At 32.6% G+C, this 24176-nt stretch carries 20 protein-coding genes; 10 read left to right on the top strand and 10 right to left on the bottom strand.

What is annotated here, in order from left to right:
* Nucleotides 1-2 precede the first annotated feature (2 nt).
* From LPB248_RS01245 to LPB248_RS01260, 4 genes are read left to right on the top strand one after another with little or no spacing between them, the layout of a single operon-like run.
* On the top strand, nt 3-743 hold the full coding sequence (locus LPB248_RS01245; protein WP_177209801.1) for a DUF5131 family protein: 741 nt from the start codon (nt 3-5) through the stop codon (nt 741-743).
* Nucleotides 744-780: 37 nt separating this feature from the next.
* Entirely contained in the window at nt 781-2415 is a 1635-nt protein-coding gene (locus tag LPB248_RS01250) for a hypothetical protein (protein ID WP_177209802.1), read from the top strand.
* Between the two features lie 34 nt (nt 2416-2449).
* The gene (locus LPB248_RS01255; RefSeq protein ID WP_177209803.1) at nt 2450-4024 is read left to right on the top strand and encodes an AAA family ATPase; all 1575 of its coding nucleotides are present in this window, start codon (nt 2450-2452) and stop codon (nt 4022-4024) included.
* Entirely contained in the window at nt 4017-4619 is a 603-nt protein-coding gene (locus tag LPB248_RS01260) for a hypothetical protein (protein ID WP_177209804.1), read from the top strand. The genes LPB248_RS01255 and LPB248_RS01260 overlap by 8 nt, the downstream gene beginning before the upstream one ends.
* A 143-nt stretch (nt 4620-4762) precedes the next feature.
* Here LPB248_RS01260 and LPB248_RS01265 read toward each other — a convergent pair whose 3' ends face one another.
* Entirely contained in the window at nt 4763-5506 is a 744-nt protein-coding gene (locus LPB248_RS01265; protein WP_177209805.1) for an SDR family oxidoreductase, read from the bottom strand.
* A gap of 303 nt (nt 5507-5809) precedes the next feature.
* Between LPB248_RS01265 and LPB248_RS01270 the strand changes: the two genes are divergently transcribed.
* Both LPB248_RS01270 and LPB248_RS01275 read left to right on the top strand, forming a co-directional pair.
* The gene (locus tag LPB248_RS01270) at nt 5810-6145 is read left to right on the top strand and encodes a winged helix-turn-helix transcriptional regulator (protein ID WP_177209806.1); all 336 of its coding nucleotides are present in this window, start codon (nt 5810-5812) and stop codon (nt 6143-6145) included.
* Between the two features lie 367 nt (nt 6146-6512).
* On the top strand, nt 6513-7589 hold the full coding sequence (locus LPB248_RS01275; protein ID WP_177209807.1) for a calcium:proton antiporter: 1077 nt from the start codon (nt 6513-6515) through the stop codon (nt 7587-7589).
* A gap of 70 nt (nt 7590-7659) precedes the next feature.
* Here the strand turns inward: LPB248_RS01275 and LPB248_RS01280 are convergent, their stop codons facing one another.
* Entirely contained in the window at nt 7660-9513 is a 1854-nt protein-coding gene (locus tag LPB248_RS01280; RefSeq protein ID WP_255462983.1) for a carboxypeptidase-like regulatory domain-containing protein, read from the bottom strand.
* A 340-nt stretch (nt 9514-9853) separates the two neighbouring features.
* Here LPB248_RS01280 and gndA point away from each other — a divergent pair, with 340 nt between their 5' ends.
* The 4 genes from gndA to LPB248_RS01300 all read left to right on the top strand — a co-directional run bounded on the left by gndA (nt 9854) and on the right by LPB248_RS01300 (nt 15574).
* On the top strand, nt 9854-11263 hold the full coding sequence (gndA, locus tag LPB248_RS01285; protein WP_177209808.1) for an NADP-dependent phosphogluconate dehydrogenase: 1410 nt from the start codon (nt 9854-9856) through the stop codon (nt 11261-11263).
* A gap of 34 nt (nt 11264-11297) precedes the next feature.
* Entirely contained in the window at nt 11298-12827 is a 1530-nt protein-coding gene (zwf, locus tag LPB248_RS01290) for a glucose-6-phosphate dehydrogenase (protein ID WP_177209809.1), read from the top strand.
* Entirely contained in the window at nt 12811-13527 is a 717-nt protein-coding gene (gene pgl / locus LPB248_RS01295; protein WP_177209810.1) for a 6-phosphogluconolactonase, read from the top strand. The genes zwf and pgl overlap by 17 nt, the downstream gene beginning before the upstream one ends.
* 328 nt (nt 13528-13855) lie before the next feature.
* Nucleotides 13856-15574: a tetratricopeptide repeat protein gene (locus tag LPB248_RS01300; RefSeq protein WP_177209811.1), complete on the top strand. Its 1719-nt coding sequence runs from the start codon at nt 13856-13858 to the stop codon at nt 15572-15574.
* Between the two features lie 9 nt (nt 15575-15583).
* Here the strand turns inward: LPB248_RS01300 and LPB248_RS01305 are convergent, their stop codons facing one another.
* The 8 genes from LPB248_RS01305 to LPB248_RS01340 form a co-directional block, all read right to left on the bottom strand.
* Nucleotides 15584-16684 carry a hypothetical protein gene (locus LPB248_RS01305; protein WP_177209812.1) on the bottom strand — a complete coding sequence of 367 codons (1101 nt, stop codon included), beginning with the start codon at nt 16682-16684 and terminating at the stop codon, nt 15584-15586.
* Nucleotides 16685-16755: 71 nt separating this feature from the next.
* Entirely contained in the window at nt 16756-17748 is a 993-nt protein-coding gene (locus LPB248_RS17040; RefSeq protein WP_255462984.1) for a hypothetical protein, read from the bottom strand.
* A gap of 6 nt (nt 17749-17754) precedes the next feature.
* Nucleotides 17755-18726 (bottom strand): TMF family protein, encoded by a 972-nt coding sequence (locus LPB248_RS01315; protein ID WP_177209813.1) that lies wholly within the window; start codon nt 18724-18726, stop codon nt 17755-17757.
* 16 nt (nt 18727-18742) lie between these two features.
* Nucleotides 18743-19627, bottom strand: a complete 885-nt coding sequence (locus LPB248_RS01320; protein WP_177209814.1) for a hypothetical protein — start codon at nt 19625-19627, stop codon at nt 18743-18745.
* Nucleotides 19628-19664: 37 nt separating this feature from the next.
* Nucleotides 19665-20813: a hypothetical protein gene (locus LPB248_RS01325; protein WP_177209815.1), complete on the bottom strand. Its 1149-nt coding sequence runs from the start codon at nt 20811-20813 to the stop codon at nt 19665-19667.
* A 6-nt stretch (nt 20814-20819) separates the two neighbouring features.
* The gene (locus tag LPB248_RS01330) at nt 20820-21767 is read right to left on the bottom strand and encodes a tail fiber protein (RefSeq protein WP_255462985.1); all 948 of its coding nucleotides are present in this window, start codon (nt 21765-21767) and stop codon (nt 20820-20822) included.
* Nucleotides 21768-21771: 4 nt separating this feature from the next.
* The gene (locus LPB248_RS01335) at nt 21772-22710 is read right to left on the bottom strand and encodes a hypothetical protein (RefSeq protein ID WP_255462986.1); all 939 of its coding nucleotides are present in this window, start codon (nt 22708-22710) and stop codon (nt 21772-21774) included.
* Nucleotides 22707-23690, bottom strand: a complete 984-nt coding sequence (locus LPB248_RS01340; RefSeq protein WP_177209816.1) for a hypothetical protein — start codon at nt 23688-23690, stop codon at nt 22707-22709. Before LPB248_RS01340 ends, LPB248_RS01335 begins: the two co-directional genes overlap by 4 nt.
* Between the last annotated feature and the right edge of the window lie 486 nt (nt 23691-24176).

Here is a 24176-nt window from a genome sequence, read left to right on the forward strand (position 1 = left end):
TCATGGCAGAATCTAGTATAGAATGGACAGAACTAACTTGGAACCCAACAACTGGATGTGATAAAATATCTCAAGGTTGTAAAAACTGTTATGCAGAAAGAATGGCTAAACGTTTACATGCGATGGGAGTAGAAAAATATGAAAATATTTTTAAAATAACTGAGCATCCTGATTCATTAAATGAACCATATAAATGGAAAAAAAGAAAAGTCGTTTTTGTAAACTCAATGAGCGATTTATTTCATGAAGAAATTTCCAATGAATTTATATTAAAGGTTTTTGAAGTTATGAAAAATACAGAACATGTATATCAAATTTTAACTAAACGTGCTGAACGTTTATTAGATTTTGATAAAAACGTTTTAAAGGGTAAATGGCCTCATAATGTATGGATGGGAGTTTCTGTGGAAGACAATAAAGTAATTAATAGAATTGATTATTTAAGAAAAACAAAAGCTCGCGTAAAATTTCTTTCATGCGAACCCTTGATTGGTCCACTTCCTAACTTAAATCTTAAAAAGATTGATTGGGTAATTGTTGGAGGTGAAAGTGGTCCAAAATCTAGAATAATGGAAGCCGACTGGGCTCTTGATATTATGGAGCAATGTAAAAAAGCTGACGTTCGATTTTTCTTTAAACAATGGGGTGGAGCAAATAAAAAGAAAACTGGAAGACTTATAAATGGAAAAACTTATGACGATATGCCTGACCTAGATGGCGTACTTGCAGATGCTGGTTATTAGTATTCGTCGTATTTTTCAGTAGAAACAACATTTCACAATGACAATAAAAGATATTGCATATAAGATAAGTAATATAGCTTTACAAGAAAAAAGACCTGTTTCAAAATTACAAACAATAAGATCCAAAAATTTAAAAATTACTCCAAATACATGGCATATATTTTCTGAAAGATCAGTAAAAGATAAAGAAAACTATGCTTTTCATTCAGGCGGAAGAAAGGAATTTCAATTTAATATTGCACAAGATTGGATTAAAGGGAATTCAGTTTTTAGACACGGTCTTGCTTTTTCTTTAAAAGAAGACAAAACATTACATGATGCAAAGGCAGAATTTAGACCTAAGATTGAACGTTTTAATAATTTCGTTTTAGATAACCCAACTTATTTTGAAGGATATTCAATGTGGTATTATTCGAATGGGAAATTCGGTGAGTATTTTGATAATGTCAAACCAATCGATGAATTAATGTTTCAAGCCGAAAATTTCATATTCATCGGCAAATTTATCAATAAAGAATTAGATGAAATAAATATCTCTGACATCCATATTGTCCTTACTTCATTTGACCACTTAATTATTGCATATGAAAAAATAGAATTTGGAAAAAATAAAATTGAAAAGAGAATTGCTAGATTGACATGGAATAAAAATGGATGGGTAAAGCCATCAGGTCCAGAAGGAAAAAGTAAGAATGTAGATACTCATGAAGGTCAATTTGGTTATGGCCATGAAGAGTGGTTATTTGATACCAGTAAATTAATAGACGGTTATCATTATGGCTTTTTGGAACCGATTAGGAAACAACAACAAGCCTATATTGGTAATAATTATAATGTTTGGTTATATACGATTGACAATATTAGTAAAAAAAGATTTTGGATAGGAGAAATTAATAATGTAGAAGTGATCGATAATAGTCAAGCTGAAAAAATTAAACTTGATTATATTGAAAGGAAATGGTATCAAGAAATGGAATCTCAAATATCTAATTGTGGAGCAAATGCAAATGGTTTTTCTAACTATAATGGCGTTGATTTGTTTAATATACGATTTTCACCTCTTGACATTAAGTTTAATAGTGAATATTTTGAATTACCACGAGAAAATAAAATTTATGAACAATCTCGATATACTTTCGCAAATTTCACTGATGATTTAATTCCAAAAAAGATAACTAAAAATTTTGTCTTCAATTCTGATAAAGAAACAAATGAAAATCCTGATAGTCTTGATAGTACAGTTAGCTCTTCTACTTATGATAGACTACCAAAAGCAATTGAAGTTACACATGTTCATCAAGCAATTTGCAACGGTTTAAAAATGAAACTAAAAGAACAATACGGATCTGAAAATGTCAGTACAGAACATCAGGCTGGATATGGAAACAATAGAATTGATATGGTAGTTAAAAGCGGTACTGAATATATATTTTATGAAATTAAAGCATATAATTCAACACGCACATCTATTAGAGAAGCAATTGGTCAATTATTTGAATATTGTTTTTGGACAGAAAATAACAATGCAAGTAAGTTAATTGTTATTTCTCAAAAACTTGGAGATTTAGAAGATGCAAAAATATATATTCGAAATTTAAGATCTAAACTTAATTTTCCAATTTATTTCCAAACATTTGATCTATCTACGAAAGAACTTTCTGAAGAATACTAAAAAGTTACATAATTATTTAAAATCTTAAAAAAGAATGTTTAGAATAGAATATTTAAAGTTAACAGATCATCCTCAATTAGGAGAAATTGAATTATTCCTTTCTGATATTGAAGAATTAAACAATAATTTAAAACCATATACTTCCGTTATTATTGGTCCAAATGGAACAGGTAAAAGTTTTATTCTTAGAACTATTTCAGACATATTAATGCAGTTTAATATTTTTAAAACTTCTGAAATCAGAAAAATTAATCTTCCGTATAGTTTTCAACTTAGATATTTCCTCGAAGGAAATAACTATGAAATTATTTCAAGTTTTATAATTACAAATGGCAGAACAAAAATTAGAAGTTATGAGTATTATATGAATCGTCCATTTACCATAGAAAATAGCTTTTTTGTAAACAAAAAATTTGACCAGTATAAAATCCCTTTCCAAAAATTAGAGTTTCCAAAATATGTAATAGTAAATTCTATATTGCAAACTGATCGTTTTTTGTTTAAAAATAGTAAACCGGAAGATTTTTATCAATATTTAGGAGCTAGAAGTACAAGCTCGACATCTAGTACAAAATCATCATCACGAAAAACTATTAAATATTTATTTAATGCTAGCTCAAGTAACATTGATTTCAAAAATAACCTAAAAGAACTATTAGAGTTCTTAGGTTTTGAAAAAAGCTTAAAAATAAACTATAGTACAAAAATTAATAAGCTTTTTTTTTCGGGTGAATTAATTGAAACAAATTTTAAAAGATATTTTGAAGAATGGTGGCATGATGATTTTAGTTACTCTAAACGAAATCAAAACAATCCTTTATGGAGTATTCCGCACTATAATAACAATTTCCGAAATAATGATAAAAAAATTTCAGATACTGTCGAATACCTTAATCATGTAGCAAAAAATAAGCTAATACATAAAGCTCGTTCAACTTCAAAAATCTTATCGATAGATTTGTTTGATAATAATTTGAGTGAAGAAGAATTTGAAATTATTCGTCAATTGGAGTATTTAGATATAATTAATATTGATGGAATAATTATTAATAAAAATAATTCGGTACTTTCTTTAAGTGACATTAGTTCTGGAGAATTTCATTTAATAATTTCAATGATTGGGATATTTTCTAAAATAGAAAATAATTGTTTAATTCTTATTGATGAACCTGAAATTAGCCTACATCCAAATTGGCAAATGCAATACATTTCATTCTTAAAAAAAGTATTCTCAAAATACCAAAGCTGCCATTTCATTTTAACTTCTCATTCTCATTTTATAGTGTCTGATTTAGAGGGGCAAAGTTCTTCTATAACTGCTCTTAACAGGGATAATGAAACTGGCGATATACAGGCCAAACTTTTACTTGCAGATACATTTTGCTGGTCTGCTGAAGAAGTACTGTATAGTGTTTTTAATGTTAGATCAACAAGAAATACATTTTTAGAATATGATTTAAATAAAATGATATCCCTTATTAATAACAATTCAAATGATTATAATGAAATAAAAAAAATTCTCCAAAAATTTTCTTCAATAGTAATCAGTGAAGGAGATCCATTAAATATAATAATTGAAAAAGCTCAAAAATATATTAAAAATGCTTAATATAATCAATCGAATATCTCTGTCTAAAAAATCAAAAAAATTGATTAAAAAGTTAAAAAGAGAAAAAGGAGAATTTACAGTTAAAACTTGGTCGGAAATTAATAAATCTGTAAAAAATGAGATTTCAAGGAAACTATTATTTCATCACAACCCATATTGTGTCTATTGTGAAAGACTTTTATTAGGTACTGGAAATCAAATAGATCATTTTGTAAATAAATCTAATTTCCCTCAATTTACTTTTAATACAATAAATCTATTTTATTCATGTACATATTGCAATTCTTCTGTCCGAAAAGGGCAAAAAATAACAGTGGTTGCGCCAATAAATAATAATTATAAACTCTGTACATTTAATATAGTGCATCCTTTAATACATAATCCAGATGCAGAAATATTATATCAAGATACTGATAAAATTTATTTTGATAGAATAAATTCTTCTGTATTAGGTAATAACACAATTGATTTTTTTGGCTGGGATGATAGACAAATGACTATGTTAAGAGCTAGAACTTTATTAAATGAAAGATTAAATCGCATAAGTGATAAAGATAATAGAATGTTAATCGAAGAAATAATATCTTATAGGTAAATAGTTTTAGACAAATATAAATTATAATGAGCTCGAATGAATCGAGCTCATTATTATAATTATTTACAAATTACGCTCGGCTGATATTTGATCAACTTTTTAGTGTTTTTTTATTGATCTTCATCAAATTCAAAGAACCAATATCACCCCAAACTCATCCCACCATCCATAATAACATCCGCTCCAGTCATAAAAATCGCAGCCTCACTACTCAAATGCGAAACCATTTTAGCGACATCTTCCGCCCTTCCCATTTGTTTTAGCGGGACTTTTTCTACTACGACATCCATAATCCCTTTTACAGTGGCTTCGTCTAAGCCTACTTTGTTCATGACTTTGGTTTTGGTTGGTCCTGGGCTAACCGAATTTACACGAATCTTTCTTGGCGCTAATTCTAAAGCCGCCGATCTCATAAACGAATTCAAAGCGGTTTTACTCGCCGAATAAACTGAAGATCCCGGACCTGGCATACTCGCAGTATTCGAAGAAAGAAATACCACCGAAGCACCGTCTTTCAGAATCGGAATAAATTTGCTTAAAGTGAAAAAAGCACCTTTTAGATTTACATTCATAATATTGTCGTACAATTCTTCTGTAGTTTGTTCAATTGTTCCTAAACCCGCGATTCCCGCATTGATAAACAAAATATCAACCGAACCGAAATCGGCTTTTACCTTTTCAGCCAGTTTTTCGATATCCGAAATATTCGATTGGTCTGCTGTAATGGCCGTAACGCCTAGTTCTAAAGCTGCTTTTTCTATGGCTTCTTTTCTTCTTCCTGTAATAATTACGTTTGCGCCTTGCTCTTTTAATTGTTTGGCTGTTGCATACCCTATTCCGCTGTTTCCGCCTGTTATAACGGCTGTTTTATTTTTTAGATTTTCCATCTTTTTGATTATTTAAAAATTATTTAGCAAATTTAAATTCAAATTGGTATAACTTTGTAACCACTATCATGGAGTATACCAAACTAATTAATTTGATTCTTCAATGGAAAAAATTATAGCCACGAATGCACGAATTTATTTTTATAATCTATGCCTAAAAATGTGATTAATTATACGAATTGTATTGATTGAATATCAATATAATTCGTGAGGAAAAACTTTGAAAAGAAAAACTTCGTGAATTACTTCGTCTGTCCCTTCGGTCGAGTCGTGGGGGAAAAACTTTGATAAAAATTAAGCAAAATGGAAAGAAACCAGAAAGAAGAAGTACAGGCGCTTCAGGACACGTTGCATGTTTTGGGCGGAAAATGGCGTTTGCCGATCATCAATTCGATCTGCAACGGAAATCATCGTTTCAGAGAAATTGAACGCAGTATTCCGGGAATTACGACACGCATGCTTTCGCGAGAACTCAAAGAAATGGAATTGAACATGCTGATTAAAAGAACCGAAGATCGCGATGCTGAGATTCAGGTCAAATATGAATCGACGCCTTATTGCAAATCTTTTGGTCCTGTAATCGAAGAAATGATCAAATGGGGAAAATCGCATCGAAAGGAGATTATTCGAAATTCTTAAAATATTCTCTCGCAGATTTTGCAGATTATACAAATAAAAAAAATCTGATTTATCAGCTGAATCTGCGAGAGAAAAAATAGAGAATCGATAAAATTGTTTAAACACGAAGCCAACTTTGTCAAAGTTCGAAACTTTGACAAAGTTTAAACAGCTTAGGAAAATCGAAACCAAAGAAATCATTCAAAAATTCTTAAATAAAGTTGTAATTTTATTTGGTCAAAATCTGTTTTTTGAGTCAAAAAACGCTCAAATAAACTTAAAAAGCGCTTAAAAATGTAGTTTTTAATCATTTTTAGCTATAAAAGTTCTATCTTACAAAAAAGGCGAACGCCTGTTCTTTTGTCCTATATTCTAAAAACTACAAAAAATGAAACAATTATTACAGTGGACCATTATAATTCCTATTCTATCATGGGCGCTCCTATTTAGCGGACTGATAGAAAACAGCACTATTTTTCAAATCGTTGCAAGTATTCTGCTTATTCTAAGTGTGATGTCGGCTGTACATCATTCAGAAATTATTGCAGAACGTGTTGGAGAACCATATGGTACGATTATTTTGGCTATTTCGATCACTGTAATTGAAGTTTCTATTATTGTTTCTTTAATGCTTTCTGAAGGTTCAGAGGCAGCTTCTTTGGCCAGAGATACGGTTTATGCTGCCACAATGCTTATCTTAAATGGAATTATAGGCTTGTGTCTTCTTATTGGAAGCATCAAACATTACGAACAGAATTTCTCTCCTTCTTCGGTAACCATTGGTTTGGTTTCGCTTATTTCGATTATTGTATTCACTTTAGTGTTTCCAACATTTACAGAAAGTGTCCACGGTTCTTATTATTCAACGCCTCAGCTTATTTTTGCTTCGATTGCCTGTCTGATTATTTACGGTTCTTTTTTGTTTGCGCAAACCAAAGGATATCGCCAATATTTTCTAACCAATACTACAAACGAAGACGAATCTAAAACACATCCAATTGAAATTAATAACAAAACATTTTACACTAGCCTATTTTTTCTACTAGTGAGTTTAGGAATTGTGGTTTTACTAGCCAAAACCCTCTCGCCTACTATTGAAACTATAATTATAAGTCACAATCTTCCAAAATCTTTGGTTGGGGTTATAATCGCCATCATCATTTTATTGCCAGAAGCGATCGCAGCGATAATTGCAGCCAAAAAGAACAGATTGCAAACGAGTTTAAACCTTGCTTTAGGTTCTGCACTTGCCAGTATTGGTTTAACTATCCCAACTGTTGCGTTAGTTTGTATCTTATTGGGAATTCCTATTGTTTTAGGGCTTGATATTAAATCTATTGTCCTTTTGGCGCTGTCTGTTTTTACCGTAATGCTTTCTCTTAGCAAAGGAAAATCGAATATCGTTTACGGCGTTGTACTTTTAGTCAATTTGTTTGCTTATATGTTTTTGATGATTTATCCTTAAAAAATGGGATTTAAACACATAGCTTAAAAAAAGCCTGTAAAATTAATGTTTACAGGCTTTTTATCATTTTTTAAAACAACGTCAATCCAAAACTCCATCCTATCCATCCGAGAATATCTTTGCTATTATTGTTGATTATAGTGTAGCGTTTCGTACGATCCTGAACGAATGTAGAAGTATTTACGTTTCCGTTTTTATCTTGTTTCTCAGACCAATAAAAATTTAAAGACGGTCCTGCAGATATCGCTACGCCTTTACACAATTGAAAAGAAAAGGAAGAATCAAATTTAGATAACGAATTATAAATGTCCCAATTTCCTAAATAAAGATACTGTGTGCTAAATTCGGGATTAAAAGTGAAACGTTTCCCTAACGGAATGTTCTTTCCTAATCCGATTCCAAAAGAGAATAGTTTTTCTTCATCGTTTCTATCGCTTCTTCCCGCCATTAAAATGGTATACATTTTATGATCTCCTGTTTTTACAGCAAGATTTATATCTGAAATTTCGTTGCTTGTTATGCTGATTTTTTTATATCCGCCTTTTTTAAAGTTTAACAGACCAAAACTATAACCATACGGTGAATCTGTTATATTGACTAATCCAAATTGTACTCCATTTAATTCTTTGGCATAATTAAAAAGACCTGTAATTTGAGCGCCTCGCACGGTATCTTTTCCAATATTGTAAATTCCCGAAAGCTGTAATCCGTTTTGAGAACCCTTTACTGTATTCCCAATTCCTGCAATTTGAAGTCCTTTAGAATCTTTATATACATTGTTGTAGATACCGCCCATTTGCAAACCGACTTGCGAACCTTTTACACTATTATGAATACCGCTTACTTGCAATCCTCTTAAATTGCCAAAAACATTATTATAGATTCCGGCTAACTGAACTCCGTTAACAGATCCACCAACAGTATTAAATATTCCGGCTATTTGAAGCGCATCAACATTCATACGATTAATGTTGTAAAGTCCTGCCATTTCAAGTCCGCGAACTCCAGCATTATAACCTCCTAATATATTTAGCGAAAAATTATTGACAATCTGCGTATTCAGCATTCCTCGAGTGCTGATACTCGGAATTAAAGAAGCCTGCAAAGGAACCTTAGAAATAAATCCTCCTAGATTGAGCGCTTGTATTTTTTGTTTGGAAGAAATAAAGAAACGGCCAATTCCTGATCTTTCAATTGCAGAGAAATCTCCATCAATATAATCTGTTTTATTTTTTTTGTCTCCCATCTGAATTTTAATTTCAGAAAGAAATACCATCGTTACCGTTTTATAATTCTCCTTAACCGCTGTAAGTTCTATAGCTTGAGGTGCATTTTTTAATCGAAGTTCAAAAAAACCATCTTTATTGGTTAATGTAGACACTAGTGCATTCTTCTCTAATACACTCACATTTTCAATACGATTATTGGTTTGTGTATCTACAATATAACCAATAACAATTTGCTGTCCGTCACTCATAACAGTGTTTTTTTCTAACACTAAAGCAAGTTCTAAAGGCGCATAACGAACAATAACAAATCCTGGCGATTCTTTAAATTCATATTTGGCACCTAACAACTGATCTAGAACTCCTTTTATGGTATTATTATCGGTATGAATGCTAACGACGCTATCTTTTACAGCTAGTTTGCCATAATAAGCAAATCTAAAATTTCCTTTCTCTTCCACTAAATCCAAAACACTGCCTAATGGCTTCTTATCTGCCTGAATAGAAATTTCATTTTCTAGTACCGATTGTGCATTTGCTTTAAAAAAGATACCCGAAGTAAGGGTTAAAAAGATGGCTGTAAAAACAAACTTTATGTTTCTTGGCATAAAAAGGATATAATACTTTAATGAATTAAATCTTGGATCCAGTGATTGGGTTTCCAAAATTACCTCAATTCCTATATTTTCAATAAACATTTTTATATTTTTTTACTTCTTTTTTCTTACGAACAGTAAACGGCTTCCAATAAAAGTAGTTCACAATTGACATTAGCAGTATTACAACGATTTAGTTGAAAAATAGTCTTAATAAGCGTAATTTTTACACATAAAAAGTATCACAATAAAGACCAAAAGTGAACGATTTTACCCCTTATTTTTCAGCATTTTTCTCTAACTTAGCGCTCTACATTTTGAAATGTAAGATTAAAATAACCATTGTTTTGCTGCAAAACATTGAATGAAAAAGAATTACCATACTTTCTCTTACTTTTTGCTGCAAAAACATTTCTTCTAATAATTTAGTTAATTGAAAACTATGAGCAAATTTGATTTTGGAATTGTAGGACTCGGCGTAATGGGTCGTAACTTACTTTTAAATATCGCCAGCCATAACTTTGCGGCTGCAGGTTTAGACTTAGACACCGAAAAAGTCAATTCTCTTCAACAAGAAGCCGATGCTAATCACACTATTGAAGCGACGACAGATGTAAAACATTTTGTAGAGCTTATTCAGCAGCCAAGAGCGATTATGTTATTGGTTCCTGCTGGAAAACCAGTAGACAGCGCTATTGCAAGTTTATTGCCTCACTTAGATAAAGGAGACATTATTATTGATGGTGGAAACACTTATTTTACTGATACTGACAGAAGATTTATCGAATTGTCTGAAAAAGGAATCCACTTCTTCGGAATGGGAATTTCGGGCGGTGAAAAAGGTGCTCGTTTCGGTCCTGCTATGATGCCAGGAGGAGATCAGAAAGCGTATGAAAGATTACGTCCTATTTTTGAAGCAATTGCAGCAAAAGTAGATGGCGAACCTTGCGTAGAATATTTAGGAAATGGTTCTGCTGGAAACTATGTAAAAATGGTTCACAACGGAATTGAATACGGAATTATGCAGTTGATTTCTGAGATTTATGACTTAATGAAAAGAGGTTATAACTTAGACGACGAAACGATTCAGAAAACTTTTGAAGAATGGAACCAGACTGATGATTTGAGATCGTACCTGATTGAAATCACTGGAAAAATCCTAAAACAAGAAGATACAGACGGAGGTCTTTTAATCAATAAAATTTCGGATTGGGCAAGATCTAAAGGAACAGGAAAATGGACTTCGCAAAATGCAATGGACTTACAAGTTCCAGTTCCGACAATCGACGCAGCGGTTAACATGCGCGATATGTCTAAAACTAAACCAGAAAGAATTGAAGCGGCTACAAAATTAGTTTGGAACGCTGGTGAAAAGAATGTTTCTCAAAGCGAAGCAATTGCATCTTTAAAATCAGCTTTGTTCTTTTCTATCGTAGTAACTTACGCTCAAGGTTTAGCACAGCTACACACGGCTTCTAAAGAATACAACTACGGCTTAAATTTAGAAACAGTTGCTAAAATCTGGCGCGGCGGATGTATCATTCGTGCTACCATTTTAGAAGATTTTAGAAAAGCTTATGTTGCAAAATCAGATTTACCAAACTTACTTTTGGATAATGGAATTGCTTCAAAACTAACCGAAAATCAAGCAGGAATGCGTGCTGTAATTCAGTTTGCAGTTCAAAAAGGATTACCTGTTTCAGGATTAATGAATTCGCTGGCTTATTATGATGCTTACAGATCTGCAAATCTGCCAACAAACTTAATTCAGGCACAACGTGATTTCTTTGGAGCACACACTTACGAACGTATCGACAAAGAAGGTGTTTTCCATACCCAATGGGCTGAATAAGACAACTAAAAAAACAACACAACTAAACTACACAATGACTAAAAATAAACTAAAGAATCCAACAATCATTGTTATTTTTGGTGGAACTGGAGATCTAGCAAAGAGAAAGCTATTCCCCGCTTTTCAAAATCTGTATCTTGACGGACGTATGTCTGAAAAGTTTCAGATTATTGCTCTTGGAAGAGCTGAAAAAACCAATGAAGATTTTCGAGCTTATGTAGCAGAAAATCTAAATCTATTCTCAAGAAGAAAAGGAATTGATGATCCAGAAACAGAAAAATTTCTTTCGCACATCTCTTACCACAGTCTTGATATCGATAAAGAAGAGTCGTACATTGGATTAAATGAAAAAATAAACAATTTTGACCTTGCCTTTGGTGAACGTTCTAATCGTCTTTTCTATCTTTCGATTACGCCTTCTTTCATTTCAACGATTTCAAGCAACATCAAGAAAATCGGACTTGCTGCAAATCCGAAACAAGATCGTATTATTATCGAAAAACCATTTGGTTACGATAAAGCCTCTGCAATTGAGTTGAATGAAATGCTTTCGCAGACTTTCAAAGAAGAGCAGATTTACAGAATCGATCATTATTTAGGAAAAGAAACGGTTCAGAATATTTTGGCTTTCCGTTTTGGAAACTCAATGTTTGAGCCTTTATGGAGCCGTAATTTCATTGATTTTGTGCAAATTACCGTTGCAGAAGAAGTTGGCGTTGAAGAACGCGGTGGATTCTACGAAGGTGTTGGTGCATTGAAAGACATGATTCAGAATCACTTGTTTCAGATTTTATGTATGACGGCTATGGAAGCGCCTGCTTCTTTAAATGCTGATGACATTCGTAATCGAAAAGCAGATGTTTTAAAGTCAATTCGTCGTATTAAACCAGAAGAAGTCGATCATTATATTGTAAGAGGTCAGTATGATGCTGGAGAAATAAAAGGAGTTCCTGTTCCAGGTTACCGTCAAGATAAAGGCATTGCGCCAGATTCTAATACAGAAACTTATGTAGCAATGAAAATCTATTTGGACAACTGGAGATGGCAGGGAATTCCGTTCTACTTGCGTTCAGGAAAAAGAATGGAAGAAAAACAGTCTTCGATCATTATTCAGTTTAAACCAGTGCCACATTCTTCATTCTCATACGGAAAAGAAGGTATGACACCAAACCGATTGATTATCAACATTCAACCTTCAATGGACATTAAACTGCAGTTTATGACCAAAAAACCAGGCTTATCGATGTCTTTAAGACCTGCAGAAATGGTTTTTGATTATTTTTCTTGTTCTACAATGTCGCCAGAAGCTTATGAAACCTTAATTGCAGATGCATTATTGGGAGATCCTACCCTATTTATGCGTTGGGATCAGGTGGAAGAAGCTTGGGATGCAATTGAAACGATTCAGCAAGTTTGGAAAACAACGCCTCCAAAAAATTTCCCAAATTACAAAGCAGGAAGCTGGGGACCTGAAGAAGCTGATGAATTGTTAGCACGTCAAGGCCACAAATGGATTCCGAATACACAAACAAAAGAAGAAGTTTTAAATGATACAGATTTATAATAACACAGAAGAAATTAATACTACAGCAGCAGATCTTTTTGTAGAATCGGCGCAAAAAGCAATAGCTGCAAATGGCCAATTTACAGCTGTACTTACAGGGGGTTCTTCTCCTGCTGGGATTTACAAATTATTAGCTTCTAATGCTTACAAAAACAAAATAGACTGGAGTAAAGTTTATATTTTTTGGGGTGACGAAAGATGGGTTCCGCTTAACGATGATTTGAGCAATGCTAAAATGTCTTACTCCACTTTATTGAGCCACGTTCCTATTCCGCAAGAGAACATTTTTGAAATGTACAAAGACGGAGTTACACCAGAAGAATATGCTGCTGAATACGAAAAGTCAATTAGAACAGTTTTAGGTGAAGAAGGTAAATTTGACTTGATTCTCTTAGGTATGGGAGATGACGGACATACGGCTTCTCTTTTCCCTGGTGAAGCGGTTCTAGAAGAGCAAACCAAATGGGTTGACGCTTATTATTTGGCTCCACAAAAAATGTATCGCATCACGCTTACGGCTCCAATAATCAATAAAGCAGAAAAGATTGTAGTAGTGGCTTTTGGAGAAAAGAAAGTTCATGCTTTGAAAGAAGTTACGACGGGCGAATACAATCCAACATTATATCCAATGCAATTGATTAAACCAATTTCTGGTGAATTATTGTTTTTGGTGGATAAAGTTGCTGCCGGAACAAACTAATAAATTATTTATTCCCATATAATTTAAGGTCTATGCTGAAAAGTGTAGACCTTAATTTTTTTGTTTTTTTTCTCTCGCAGATCTTGCAGATTTGGCAGATATTATAATTAAAAAAATCTGCTGAATCTGCTAAATCTGCGAGAGAACTATATGCTTAAAGCAATTCAAAAACCGACCGCAAAACACTGAAAAACAAATATTTACAAAACCTATTTCTTTTTTATTTAATTTTGTTTAATACTCTCCGTATCAAACTATTATACTATAAGCATCATTTTTATTCTTTCGAGCTTTTACACTGATTATATAATTTCAAATCCATTTTGCAATGAAATATAATTACTTTTTAATGGCTGTTTTTCTTCTTTTTATTTCCTGTAAAGAAAAAAACACCGAACCCAAATCAGTTAAAGCTTCTCAAGGATGTTATATTCCGAAAACGAACGATAAAGATTGGTACACCCAAAACAAAAAAGCACCAAAATTTAAAGGTCTTGATGGTGTGAACTTTAAAATTACAACCAATAATCCCGAAGCGCACGAATACTTCAATCAGGGAATGATGTTGGCGTACGGATTTAATCACGCCGAAGCAGCAAGGTCATTTTATGAAGCTTCGCGTTTAGACCCGAATTGTGCTATGGCATATTGGGGATTTGCTTATGTTTTAGGTCCGAATTACAATGCCGGAATGGAAGAAGATAATTTTCAGCGTGCTTATGATGCGGCTCAAAAAGCTAAAAAGCTTTCTGCGAAATGTTCTCCCAAAGAAATGGCTATAATTGATGCATTATTAACGCGTTATGCTAAAAATCCTCCTGCTGATAGAAAACCGCTCGACATTGCGTATGCCAAAGCGATGAAAAAAGTATATACGCAGTTTCCTTTAGATCCAGATATTGGTGCGCTTTACGCGGAATCTCAAATGAATCTCCATCCATGGGATTTGTATGAAAAAGACACCGGAATACCTAAAAAATGGACTCCAGAAATACTCGCTGTTTTAAACGAACTGATTAAAAAAAATCCGAAACATCCAGGTGCGCATCATTTTTTGGTTCATGCGGTTGAAGCTTCAGCACATCCAGAAAACGGACTTAAAAGTGCTAAATTACTAGAAACTTTAGTTCCAGGATCGGGACATTTGGTGCACATGCCATCTCATATTTACATTCGCACAGGAAATTATCATGAAGGCACACTTTCTAATATTGAGGCTGTTCGAATTGATAGTTTGTATTCTACTGCCTGTAATGCACAAGGTGCTTATCCTCTTGCCTATTATCCACACAATTATCATTTCTTGGTGGCTACAGCGGCTTTAGAAGGAAATTCAAAATTGGCTTGGGAATCGGCACAGATATTACAGCAGCATATGTCTCCTAAAATCATGCGTGAAGCCGGTTGGGGAACTTTACAGCATTATTATAGCATTCCGTATTACATAGCTGTAAAATTTTCGATGTGGGATAAAATTATGGAGATTCCGAAACCTGAAAAGGATCTCGTATATCCAAACGCCATTTGGCATTATGCAAGAGGAATGGCTTATCTTGGGAAAAATGATATCGCCAATGCCGAAAAACAGCTTGCTTCTCTGAACCAATTAGCAAAAGATAAAACCTTAAAAGAGGTTACCATTTGGAATATCAATACCACTTATGATCTTGTTCAGATTGCTGCCAACGTTCTTTCAGCAGGAGTTGAAGCCAAAAAGAATAATTTAGATAAAGCGATTTCTCTTTTAAACAAAGCAATAGCAATCGAAGATCAATTAAACTACAACGAACCACCAGATTGGTTTTTCTCCGTTAGACATTATTTAGGCTCAGTTTTGCTTAAAGCTGGAAAATACGCCGAAGCTGAAAAAATCTACAAACAAGATTTGCAAACGCTCCCAAAAAACGGCTTCGCCTTAATCGGACTTTATAATTCTCTAAGACTACAGAAAAAAGAAAAAGAGACTTTAAAAATTAAAACCTATTTTGATGATGCTTGGCAATATGCTGACTTTGAGATTAAGGATTCTTCTAGTATTGTGGAGTGATTTTTATCTTTATAATTTATTTTCAAGCTTTTCTAAGCGCTTACTTTGGTTTAGAATAATTTCATTTTGCTTCAAAATAATTGATTTTAATTGTTCTGTTTTTTTCTCTTGATCGATCATATAAAGTGTCAGTTCTTCTATTTTCTTCAATAAATTCATGTTCATCTCTGCCAGCATGAAACCTTTTTTTTCTATTTCTTGAGCTGAAGGAATTTCAGGCAAATGATGATTCTCTTCAACATATTCTTTAACTTCCTGTAATGATTTTAATTTATAGTCTTTTGAGAAAACATAGTCTGGCCAATTCCAAGTACTAGCAGATTTCACTACAATTTCTTCACAACCAATAGTACCTCTAACTGCTAGCTTATTTCCATTTGAATTACTCGTACCAATAGAAACGTCACCTGAATTCCTATCAAAACTCATCAATTGTATTCCCTGACTTGTTCCATTTCTTCTAAATATATCTAAATTCCCATTTATTGGATTATCGTAAAATGCCCAACCGTATTTGGCATCAGTTGGATTTACTGAATTCAAAACTGCTAAAAAGGGTGTAGAATTACTAGCTCCGTGATTAAGATATAAAGGAGTACTTTCTCCAATAGCAACATCTCCTGTATTTCTATTAAAACTCATGAGTTTTATTCCTTGTGAGGTGCCATTTCTTCTAAAAATATCTAAATTTCCATTTGTGGAATTATCATAAAATGCCCAACCATACTTGGCATCAGTTGGATTTACTGAATTCAAAACTGCTAAAAAAGGTGTAGAATTACTAGACCCGTGATTAAGAAACAGAGGGCTACTTTCCCCAATAGCGACATCTCCAGTATTTCTATTAAAACTCATGAATTGTATTCCTTGCGAGGTTCCATTTCTTCTAAAAATATCTAAATTCCCATTTGTAGAGTTATCATAAAATGCCCAGCCATATCTGGCATCAGTTGGATACGCTGAATTCAAAACTGCTAAAAAAGGTGTAGTGCTGCTAGCGCCCTGATTTAAAAATAGAGGTGCGCCACCTCCCACTGTCAACATAGCGTTTGGATTCGAATTTCCAATTCCTACATTATTATTCCCTGATGATCCTTGCTCTATTGGCATATATATTTGTGCCTTTACAAACGATGTAAAAATTAGTAATGCTATAAGCGTTAATTTTCTATTCATTATAATTATTTTATTTTTTGCACAATTTTAGACAAATTTTCTAAACCTAATTTAAGCCCATCATTTTCTTTTTTAATAATTTCTATTTCCTTTACTTTCTTTTCATTTTCTTTTTTCATTTCAATCATGTACAAAGTCAATTCCTCAATCTTCTGTAAAAGCTTAGCATTCATTTCTCCAAGGTTAATTCCGTTTTTAAGAACCTCTTCTTCACTTGGAATGTTCTCTAAATGTCCTTTTTCTACAATATGTTTTTCAACTTGTTCTAACGTTGGCAGATTGTATTCTTTTTTAAATACAAAATCTGACCAGCCTGTCATATCTACTTTTACTTCTTTGGAATGGATTGTGCCATTGACATCGAGTTTGTTTTTAGGATTTGTTTGTCCAATACCGACATTTCCATTATAATTCCATGTCATCACTTGCTGATCTGGTATCGAGGTTGTATTTTCATTACCATTAATAAATAGTTCTAGTTTACTTCCAGTAGTTCCTATTCCTCCGTGACCAATTCTGAATTCTGCATGTTCATTCCAGCTGTAACCATTAGTTCCAGATCGCGAAAACTTTAAAACTGATTTACTTTCAACATTTTGTCCATTTGGTCGGCTTTCATTTGTATCCCATAATTGCATAATTCCTACGACAGTTTGATTTCCTGTAAAAGTATTTACTCCTCTTGTTGCTAATTCATACCATTTTGAGTTTGTTGAATTATCTATTTTCCTAAAAAACAATTTATCATTCTCACTATAGGTAGAAGATAATTGTAATTGATAATTATTTTCAGAATTTGCGTGCCTTATGACAAATAAATGCTGCCAATCATGGCTATTATCTGGTGCTTTTCCAATAGAATTTGGACCTCCATATACTCCGGAAAATAAAGGAGTCGTAAAATCTACTAAGTGTGTTGCATATCCATTTCCTATTTGCTGAGAATAAGAAAAAAAAGTATTGATAAAGATTGTTATTATGACTAATTTTAGTTTCATTCTTGATTATTGTCTTTTTAACTTTAATAGCTCTATTTCTTTATTTTGTTTTTCAACTGCATTCTTCAAGACTTGGTTTTCTTTTTTCATTTCAATCATATAAAGAGTCAATTCCTCAATCTTCTGCAAAAGCTTAGCGTCCATTTCCCCAAGATTAATTCCGTTTTTTAAAACCTCTTCTTCACTTGGAATGTTCTCTAAATGTCCTTTTTCTGCAATATGTTTTTCAACTTGTTCTAACGTTGGCAGATTGTATTCTTTTTTAAATACAAAATCTGACCAGCCTGTCATATCTACTTTTACTTCTTTAGAATGGATTGTGCCATTAACGTCAAGTTTATTTTGAGGATCTCTGGTTCCAATTCCTAAATTTCCATTCCCCAATAAAGCCATTAATTGATTTGGAGTAGATGCATCTGCCCCTCCATACCATCTAAATGCAGTTCTTGCAGCCGCCTGATTTGCACAAAAATCCATTCCTCCTGCAGCCCCATTAACTCCAAAACCATATCTAACACTATTACTACTATCATTATATAATATTAAATTTTGTGGATCACCAAGAATTCCTGAAACTTTGTTTAATGTCAACTGAGCATATGGAGTAGCTGCTCCAATACCAACATTACCATTATCCATAATAGTAAAACGATTAGCGCAAAGCCCACCGCCACAGCCTAAATCATCATAAGCCCAGAATTGCAAACTATTTCCATATCCTCCTGTCATATTATAAATTGTCCAAGTACTTGCTTCGCCAGTAGAAACCTTAGATAGATTTTTTAATTGAATCTGACCACCTATAACATCTGAGATAGAACTCAAGATAATACCGTTAAATAAACCATTTCCTCTTACATCTAATTTTTGAGTTGGTGAAGTTGTTCCAATCCCAACATTCCCACCATCAACAGGAAAAATACTTTGTGCAAAGTTGGTTTGTGTAATGAATACTATTATTATTAGAATATTTTTCATACTTTAAATGTTTTAATCATCTATCTATTGAATCTATTTTACTTTTTAAATCTTGATTCTCTTTTTCTATTTTATTTATACGTTTATTTTGTTCAATCATATATAAAGTCATTTCTTCCATCTTCTGCAAAAGCTTAGCATTCATTTCTCCAAGATTGATTCCACTTTTTAGCACTTCCTCTTCACTTGGAATATTTTCTAAATGTCCCTTTTCAGCAATATGCTTTTCAACTTCTTCCAATGTTGGCAAATTATATTCTTTTTTGAATACAAAATCTGACCAGCCTGTCATGTCTACTTTTACTTCTTTGGAATGAATTGTGCCGTTTACATCTAATTTATTTTTAGGATCAACTATTCCAATACCAACATTTTTATTATAATTAACCCTCATTACTTCTGAAGCATCTACACCTCCAACCAGAAAAATTGTAGAAGAGGGATTACCTGTATTTGGTCCAATTCTTATATCACCTCCATCACCTCCCATAATATCATTGACATAAAATAGTGATCTTACCATAGCTCTTCCATTTACATCCAAAATAGTAAGACTATTTGGTGCTTCTGTTCCTATACCAACAACTCCATTGATAATTTGTTTCCCTGCAAAAATATTTTCTCCGCGTGTTGCTAATTCATTCCAAGAATTCCATGTATTATTATCTCCATTTTTAGTTCTATACGATATATGATTACCCCCATTTGGTCCATAATCTGAACTAATTTGACAATCGTAATTATTGTATTGAAAACCGCCAAAACTTATTAGCGCTCCATTCCAAGGAGTCCCAGATGTTGCATACGAAAATGTATATCCACCTTTGAACGCATCAGCATAACCTGGTGCAGATATCTCAGAAGTAGGATTTAAACTTTGTGCTTGAATGGTAACAGCCACTAATATATGTAATAGTATAAATTGTATTTTTATCACTTTACTTGTCTTTAAGTTTTATTATTCCTTTAAGATTTTCTATTTCCTCGTTCTGCTTTTCGTTCTGCCTTTGATTCTCTTTTTTAATTTCTATAATATAAAGAGTTAATTCCTCAATCTTCTGCAAAAGCTTAGCATTCATTTCTCCTAGATTAATACCGTTTTTCAAAACCTCCTCTTCATTTGGAATATTTTTTAAGTGTCCTTTTTCAGCAATATGTTTTTCTACTTCTTCAAGAGTCGGCAGATTATACTCTTTTTTAAATACAAAATCTGACCAATCCTTCATGTCTACTTTTACTTCTCTGGAGTGTATTGTACCGTTTACATCAAGTTTATTACTTGGATTTGTTTGTCCAATACCAACATTGCCATTATCCATAATTGTAAAACGATTATTGCATAATCCATTACCACAGCCTAAATTATCATAAGCCCAGAATTGAAGGCTGTTTCCATAAACTCCGGTCATATTGTAAATTGCCCAAGTACTAGCAATTCCATTTAAAGCTTTAGATGGATTTCGTAGTTCTATTTTACCTCCTCCATTATCCGAAATAGTACTAGCTAGCACTCCCTGAAACAGAGCACCTCCAGATACTTCTAATTTTTGAGTTGGGTTAAAAACTCCAATTCCAACATTTCCACTATTTGACATAACAGTCAAATGTGGAAAAAACTCACCTGTACCCGTTAAAGCTCTTCCTAACTGAATATATTGGTCAGAAATAGTATTTGATGAACTCACTTTAATTGCACCTCCCGAACCGTAATTATAATTATCTCCTCTTAAAATACCACTCCCATTTTTATTAATTACAATATCTCCCTCATTAACATAAAGTCTAGCATTTGGACCACTTGTTCCAATTCCGAAATTTCCTGAAGATATGTATGAATTGCCATTATCTTTAAAAAACACACTTTTCCCAATCAATGTTCCTCCAGTAAAATCTTCGTTATAGTTTAAACTTAATATATTGTTAGGATAATGAACAAAAGCTCTTCCACCAGATCCCCTTAATGGGTACTTAAAAGTAACGTCAGCTGCGCCATCATACTCAAAAATGTTATTTCCATTAGGTGAATTAATTTGGGAAACAGCAGTAATTGCAATTAGAAGGAAAACTAGAATGTAAAATTTCTTCATAATAAATTATTTTTCTTTAGATTTAATATTTTTTAACTCCTGTTTCAAACTTTCAATTGATTTATTTTGCTCAATCATATACAAAGTCAATTCTTCAATTTTCTGCAAAAGCTTAGCATTCATTTCTCCAAGATTAATCCCGTTTGTCAACACCTCTTCTTCACTTGGAATATTCTCTAAATGGCCTTTTTCTACTATATGTTTTTCTACTTCTTCTAATGTTGGTAAATTGTATTCTTTTTTAAATACAAAGTCGGGCCAGTCCCAGCCAGACATATCTATTTTGACTTCTTTGGAATGAATTGTGCCGTTTACGTCTAACTTATTTGATGGATTCTCTTTACCAATTCCAACATTCCCATCTATAAGAAAAAGTTCGTCTTTATAGCCTTTAGAATAAGAACTTAAGATTAATCCCATACGCGAATTTGTACCCGATGCAAAACTTAAATAGCTTCGTATTTGTGGACCTTGCAAGTCATTTCCATAAGCTGTAAAAATAATTTTATTACCTTTTCCCCCATAGTTTTCATAATTACGCAATACTAAATCTCCACTAACATCTAACTTCGCTAACGGATCCGAATTACCTATACCAACATTTCCGTTTTCGTCTGTTATCACAAATTTTTTCCATCCACCCCATTTTGTATCTCTAGGAAATGCAGTTCTATAAAAAATACCGCCATTATTAAAATTTAACTGATGATTTTTATCACCAGAATTATCCAGATCCGTCCATGGCGATAAAGTTATACTTGTTGACCAAAACCCATCGCCTGGAACTCCAACAACACTTCTTTGTTTAAAATCTGCTCTTAAACTATGTGATGAAAAATTCGGCATATCATTTACTGCTCTAGTATCTATTACATCTAAGCTACTTGCGATCTGTGCATCAATACTGGTTATAAAAAATTGTATAAGTATTACTGGAAATATTTTTTTTATCATAACTCTATTTACTTTCAAGTTTTATTAATCTATTTTTCATCTCAACATTTTCCTTCTTCATCTCAATCATATACAAAGTCAATTCCTCAATCTTCTGCAAAAGCTTAGCATTCATTTCCCCCAGATTAATTCCATTTCTCAAAACCTCTTCTTCATTTGGAATATTCTCTAAATGACCTTTCTCTGCAATATGCTTTTCGACTTCTTCAAGAGTCGGCAGATTATACTCTTTTTTAAATACAAAATCTGACCAGTCTTTCATGTCTACTTTTACTTCTTGGGAATGTATGGTTCCTTTAACATCAAGTTCATTCTTTGGATTTGTCGTACCTATACCAACATGGCCATTAGACTGAAAAGTCACTTTTGCTTCATTCCCAATTACCCCATCTGAACCTCCAAAACTTAATAATAATTTCCCTTTATCTAATGAGCTGTTAGGAATCCATACAAATCCAGCATTCTGGATTCCATATCCTCCAAAACAAATTTTTGAGGAAGGCTGTCCCGAGACCGCAACAAGATCTCCAAAATAAATATGAGAGTCATTTGTACCAGGATTTTTTTTTACAATCATACTGCCAATTCTCGTATTACCATTTGCATCTGTCATTAATAATTGTCCCCATCCTCCCCATTGTGAATCTAACGGATAAGCATTTCTGTAAAAAATACCGTCATTATTAAAATTCAATTGATGATTTTTATCCCCACTATTCTCAGTACTTCCCCATGGTGAAAAAGTTAAACTTGTTGAATAAAAACCGCTTCCTGGCAAACCAATAATACTTCTTTCTTTAAAATCTGCTCTGATGGAATAACTCGAAAAATTAGGCGCGTCATTCACTGATCTGGTATCATTGATAGTTATTGTCGCCGCTGCTTGCGCATTAGAAATAGAAGTATATATAAATACTCCAAAAATTAATATGATCATTTTCATTTTTGCTTAGTATTAATCAATTCTAAAATTGTATTTTGAAATTCAATCTGATTATTTTTTAAAAGAGTATTTTCTTTCTTTATTTCAATTATATAAAGTGTCAATTCTTCAATCTTCTGCAAAAGCTTAGCATTCATTTCTCCCAGATTAATTCCGTTTTTCAACACCTCTTCTTCTTTTGGAATATTTTTTAAGTGTCCTTTTTCAGCAATATGTTTTTCTACTTCTTCAAGAGTCGGCAGATTATACTCTTTTTTAAATACAAAATCTGACCAGTCTTTCATATCTACTTTTACTTCTTTGGAATGGATTGTGCCGTTTACTGCTAATTTCGAATTGGGATTTATTGTTCCAATACCTACGTTACCTCCTTTAGCATTTAGAATTAAATCATAAAAAGCATTCGGATCATTAAAATCTTGTGGCTGTATCCATCCATAACTTTTTATATTCATTCCAAAATCTAATACTTCTCCTGCTCCACCTGGAGAAGATTGAAGCCTTAAAAGAGCTGTTGAGTTTTGTCCGTTTACAGGACCTCCTTGATCTCTTGCAATTTGATCTCCAACAATTGTTACCTTTTGTTTTGGTAAACTTGTCCCAATACCTACATTTCCATTCACATCAATTTTCAATCTTTCAAAACCATTTGTCGAAAACCCTAAAAAACCACCCCTCGTAGAGTTTCCTCGATAGAATGAGATAAAGCCGTTTTCTTCAGTATTATTATGCTTTAATCCTAATCTAAAAGCTTCTGAGTAAACAGGCTGTGTATATAAAGATTTAGCATATAAGGAAAACTCTGATTCACTGCTTGTTGCCAAAATTGTTCCGTATGAATTATCACCATTATTTACGTGAAGTTTACTTTGTGGAGCTAATGTTCCTATTCCCACGTTTCCTACTAATTCTATTTTGTTTTGTGAAACACTCTTGAACGCAGTGAATATAATAAATGCTAAAAAAACTTTTTTTTTCATAGTCTCTTTCAATCAAATTAATTTTACTTATAATTTTATAACTATCTTCAAATATATCTTAACAAAAAAAACTTTTTTTTTCATAGTCTCTTTCAATCAAATTAATTTTACTTATAATTTTATAACTATCTTCAAATATATCTTAACAAAAAAAGCTTTTTTCCTACAAATAAATCAAAAATAATTATCCTAAACAAACTAATAAAATAAATACAAAACAACTTTACGGCTTTCCTCATTTTGGAACATTTTTATAGAATATAAACTGAAGTGACAATAGCTTCTTCATAAGCCAAAAAAGAATCTAATTTTAATTTCTCTTTTTGTAAGAATGCTAAAAAACAGTGCGAAGTCAGAAAGACACTTGCACTGTTTCCACTTAAATCATTAATTCTTTTAAGAAATAACAATAAAGAAGTTTACTATTTTACAGAATTCTCAAAATCTAATCAATACTAACTTTTTAATAAGTAACACACTAAAAAA

The sequence above is a fragment of the Flavobacterium sp. LPB0248 genome (genome assembly GCF_013388355.1).
In the GTDB taxonomy this organism is placed as follows: domain Bacteria; phylum Bacteroidota; class Bacteroidia; order Flavobacteriales; family Flavobacteriaceae; genus Flavobacterium.

What these genes read in the sequence shown, in the direction of transcription:
- LPB248_RS01245 (WP_177209801.1), top strand. Translation starts at nt 3, where the DNA reads ATGGCAGAATCTAGTATAGAATGGACAGAACTAACTTGGAACCCAACA.
- LPB248_RS01250 (WP_177209802.1), top strand. Translation starts at nt 781, where the DNA reads ATGACAATAAAAGATATTGCATATAAGATAAGTAATATAGCTTTACAA.
- LPB248_RS01255 (WP_177209803.1), top strand. Translation starts at nt 2,450, where the DNA reads ATGTTTAGAATAGAATATTTAAAGTTAACAGATCATCCTCAATTAGGA.
- LPB248_RS01260 (WP_177209804.1), top strand. Translation starts at nt 4,017, where the DNA reads ATGCTTAATATAATCAATCGAATATCTCTGTCTAAAAAATCAAAAAAA.
- LPB248_RS01265 (WP_177209805.1), bottom strand. Translation starts at nt 5,506, where the DNA reads ATGGAAAATCTAAAAAATAAAACAGCCGTTATAACAGGCGGAAACAGC.
- LPB248_RS01270 (WP_177209806.1), top strand. Translation starts at nt 5,810, where the DNA reads ATGGAAAGAAACCAGAAAGAAGAAGTACAGGCGCTTCAGGACACGTTG.
- LPB248_RS01275 (WP_177209807.1), top strand. Translation starts at nt 6,513, where the DNA reads ATGAAACAATTATTACAGTGGACCATTATAATTCCTATTCTATCATGG.
- LPB248_RS01280 (WP_255462983.1), bottom strand. Translation starts at nt 9,513, where the DNA reads ATGTTTATTGAAAATATAGGAATTGAGGTAATTTTGGAAACCCAATCA.
- gndA (WP_177209808.1), top strand. Translation starts at nt 9,854, where the DNA reads ATGAGCAAATTTGATTTTGGAATTGTAGGACTCGGCGTAATGGGTCGT.
- zwf (WP_177209809.1), top strand. Translation starts at nt 11,298, where the DNA reads ATGACTAAAAATAAACTAAAGAATCCAACAATCATTGTTATTTTTGGT.
- pgl (WP_177209810.1), top strand. Translation starts at nt 12,811, where the DNA reads ATGATACAGATTTATAATAACACAGAAGAAATTAATACTACAGCAGCA.
- LPB248_RS01300 (WP_177209811.1), top strand. Translation starts at nt 13,856, where the DNA reads ATGAAATATAATTACTTTTTAATGGCTGTTTTTCTTCTTTTTATTTCC.
- LPB248_RS01305 (WP_177209812.1), bottom strand. Translation starts at nt 16,684, where the DNA reads ATGCCAATAGAGCAAGGATCATCAGGGAATAATAATGTAGGAATTGGA.
- LPB248_RS17040 (WP_255462984.1), bottom strand. Translation starts at nt 17,748, where the DNA reads ATGAAACTAAAATTAGTCATAATAACAATCTTTATCAATACTTTTTTT.
- LPB248_RS01315 (WP_177209813.1), bottom strand. Translation starts at nt 18,726, where the DNA reads ATGAAAAATATTCTAATAATAATAGTATTCATTACACAAACCAACTTT.
- LPB248_RS01325 (WP_177209815.1), bottom strand. Translation starts at nt 20,813, where the DNA reads ATGAAGAAATTTTACATTCTAGTTTTCCTTCTAATTGCAATTACTGCT.
- LPB248_RS01330 (WP_255462985.1), bottom strand. Translation starts at nt 21,767, where the DNA reads ATGATAAAAAAAATATTTCCAGTAATACTTATACAATTTTTTATAACC.
- LPB248_RS01335 (WP_255462986.1), bottom strand. Translation starts at nt 22,710, where the DNA reads ATGAAAATGATCATATTAATTTTTGGAGTATTTATATATACTTCTATT.
- LPB248_RS01340 (WP_177209816.1), bottom strand. Translation starts at nt 23,690, where the DNA reads ATGAAAAAAAAAGTTTTTTTAGCATTTATTATATTCACTGCGTTCAAG.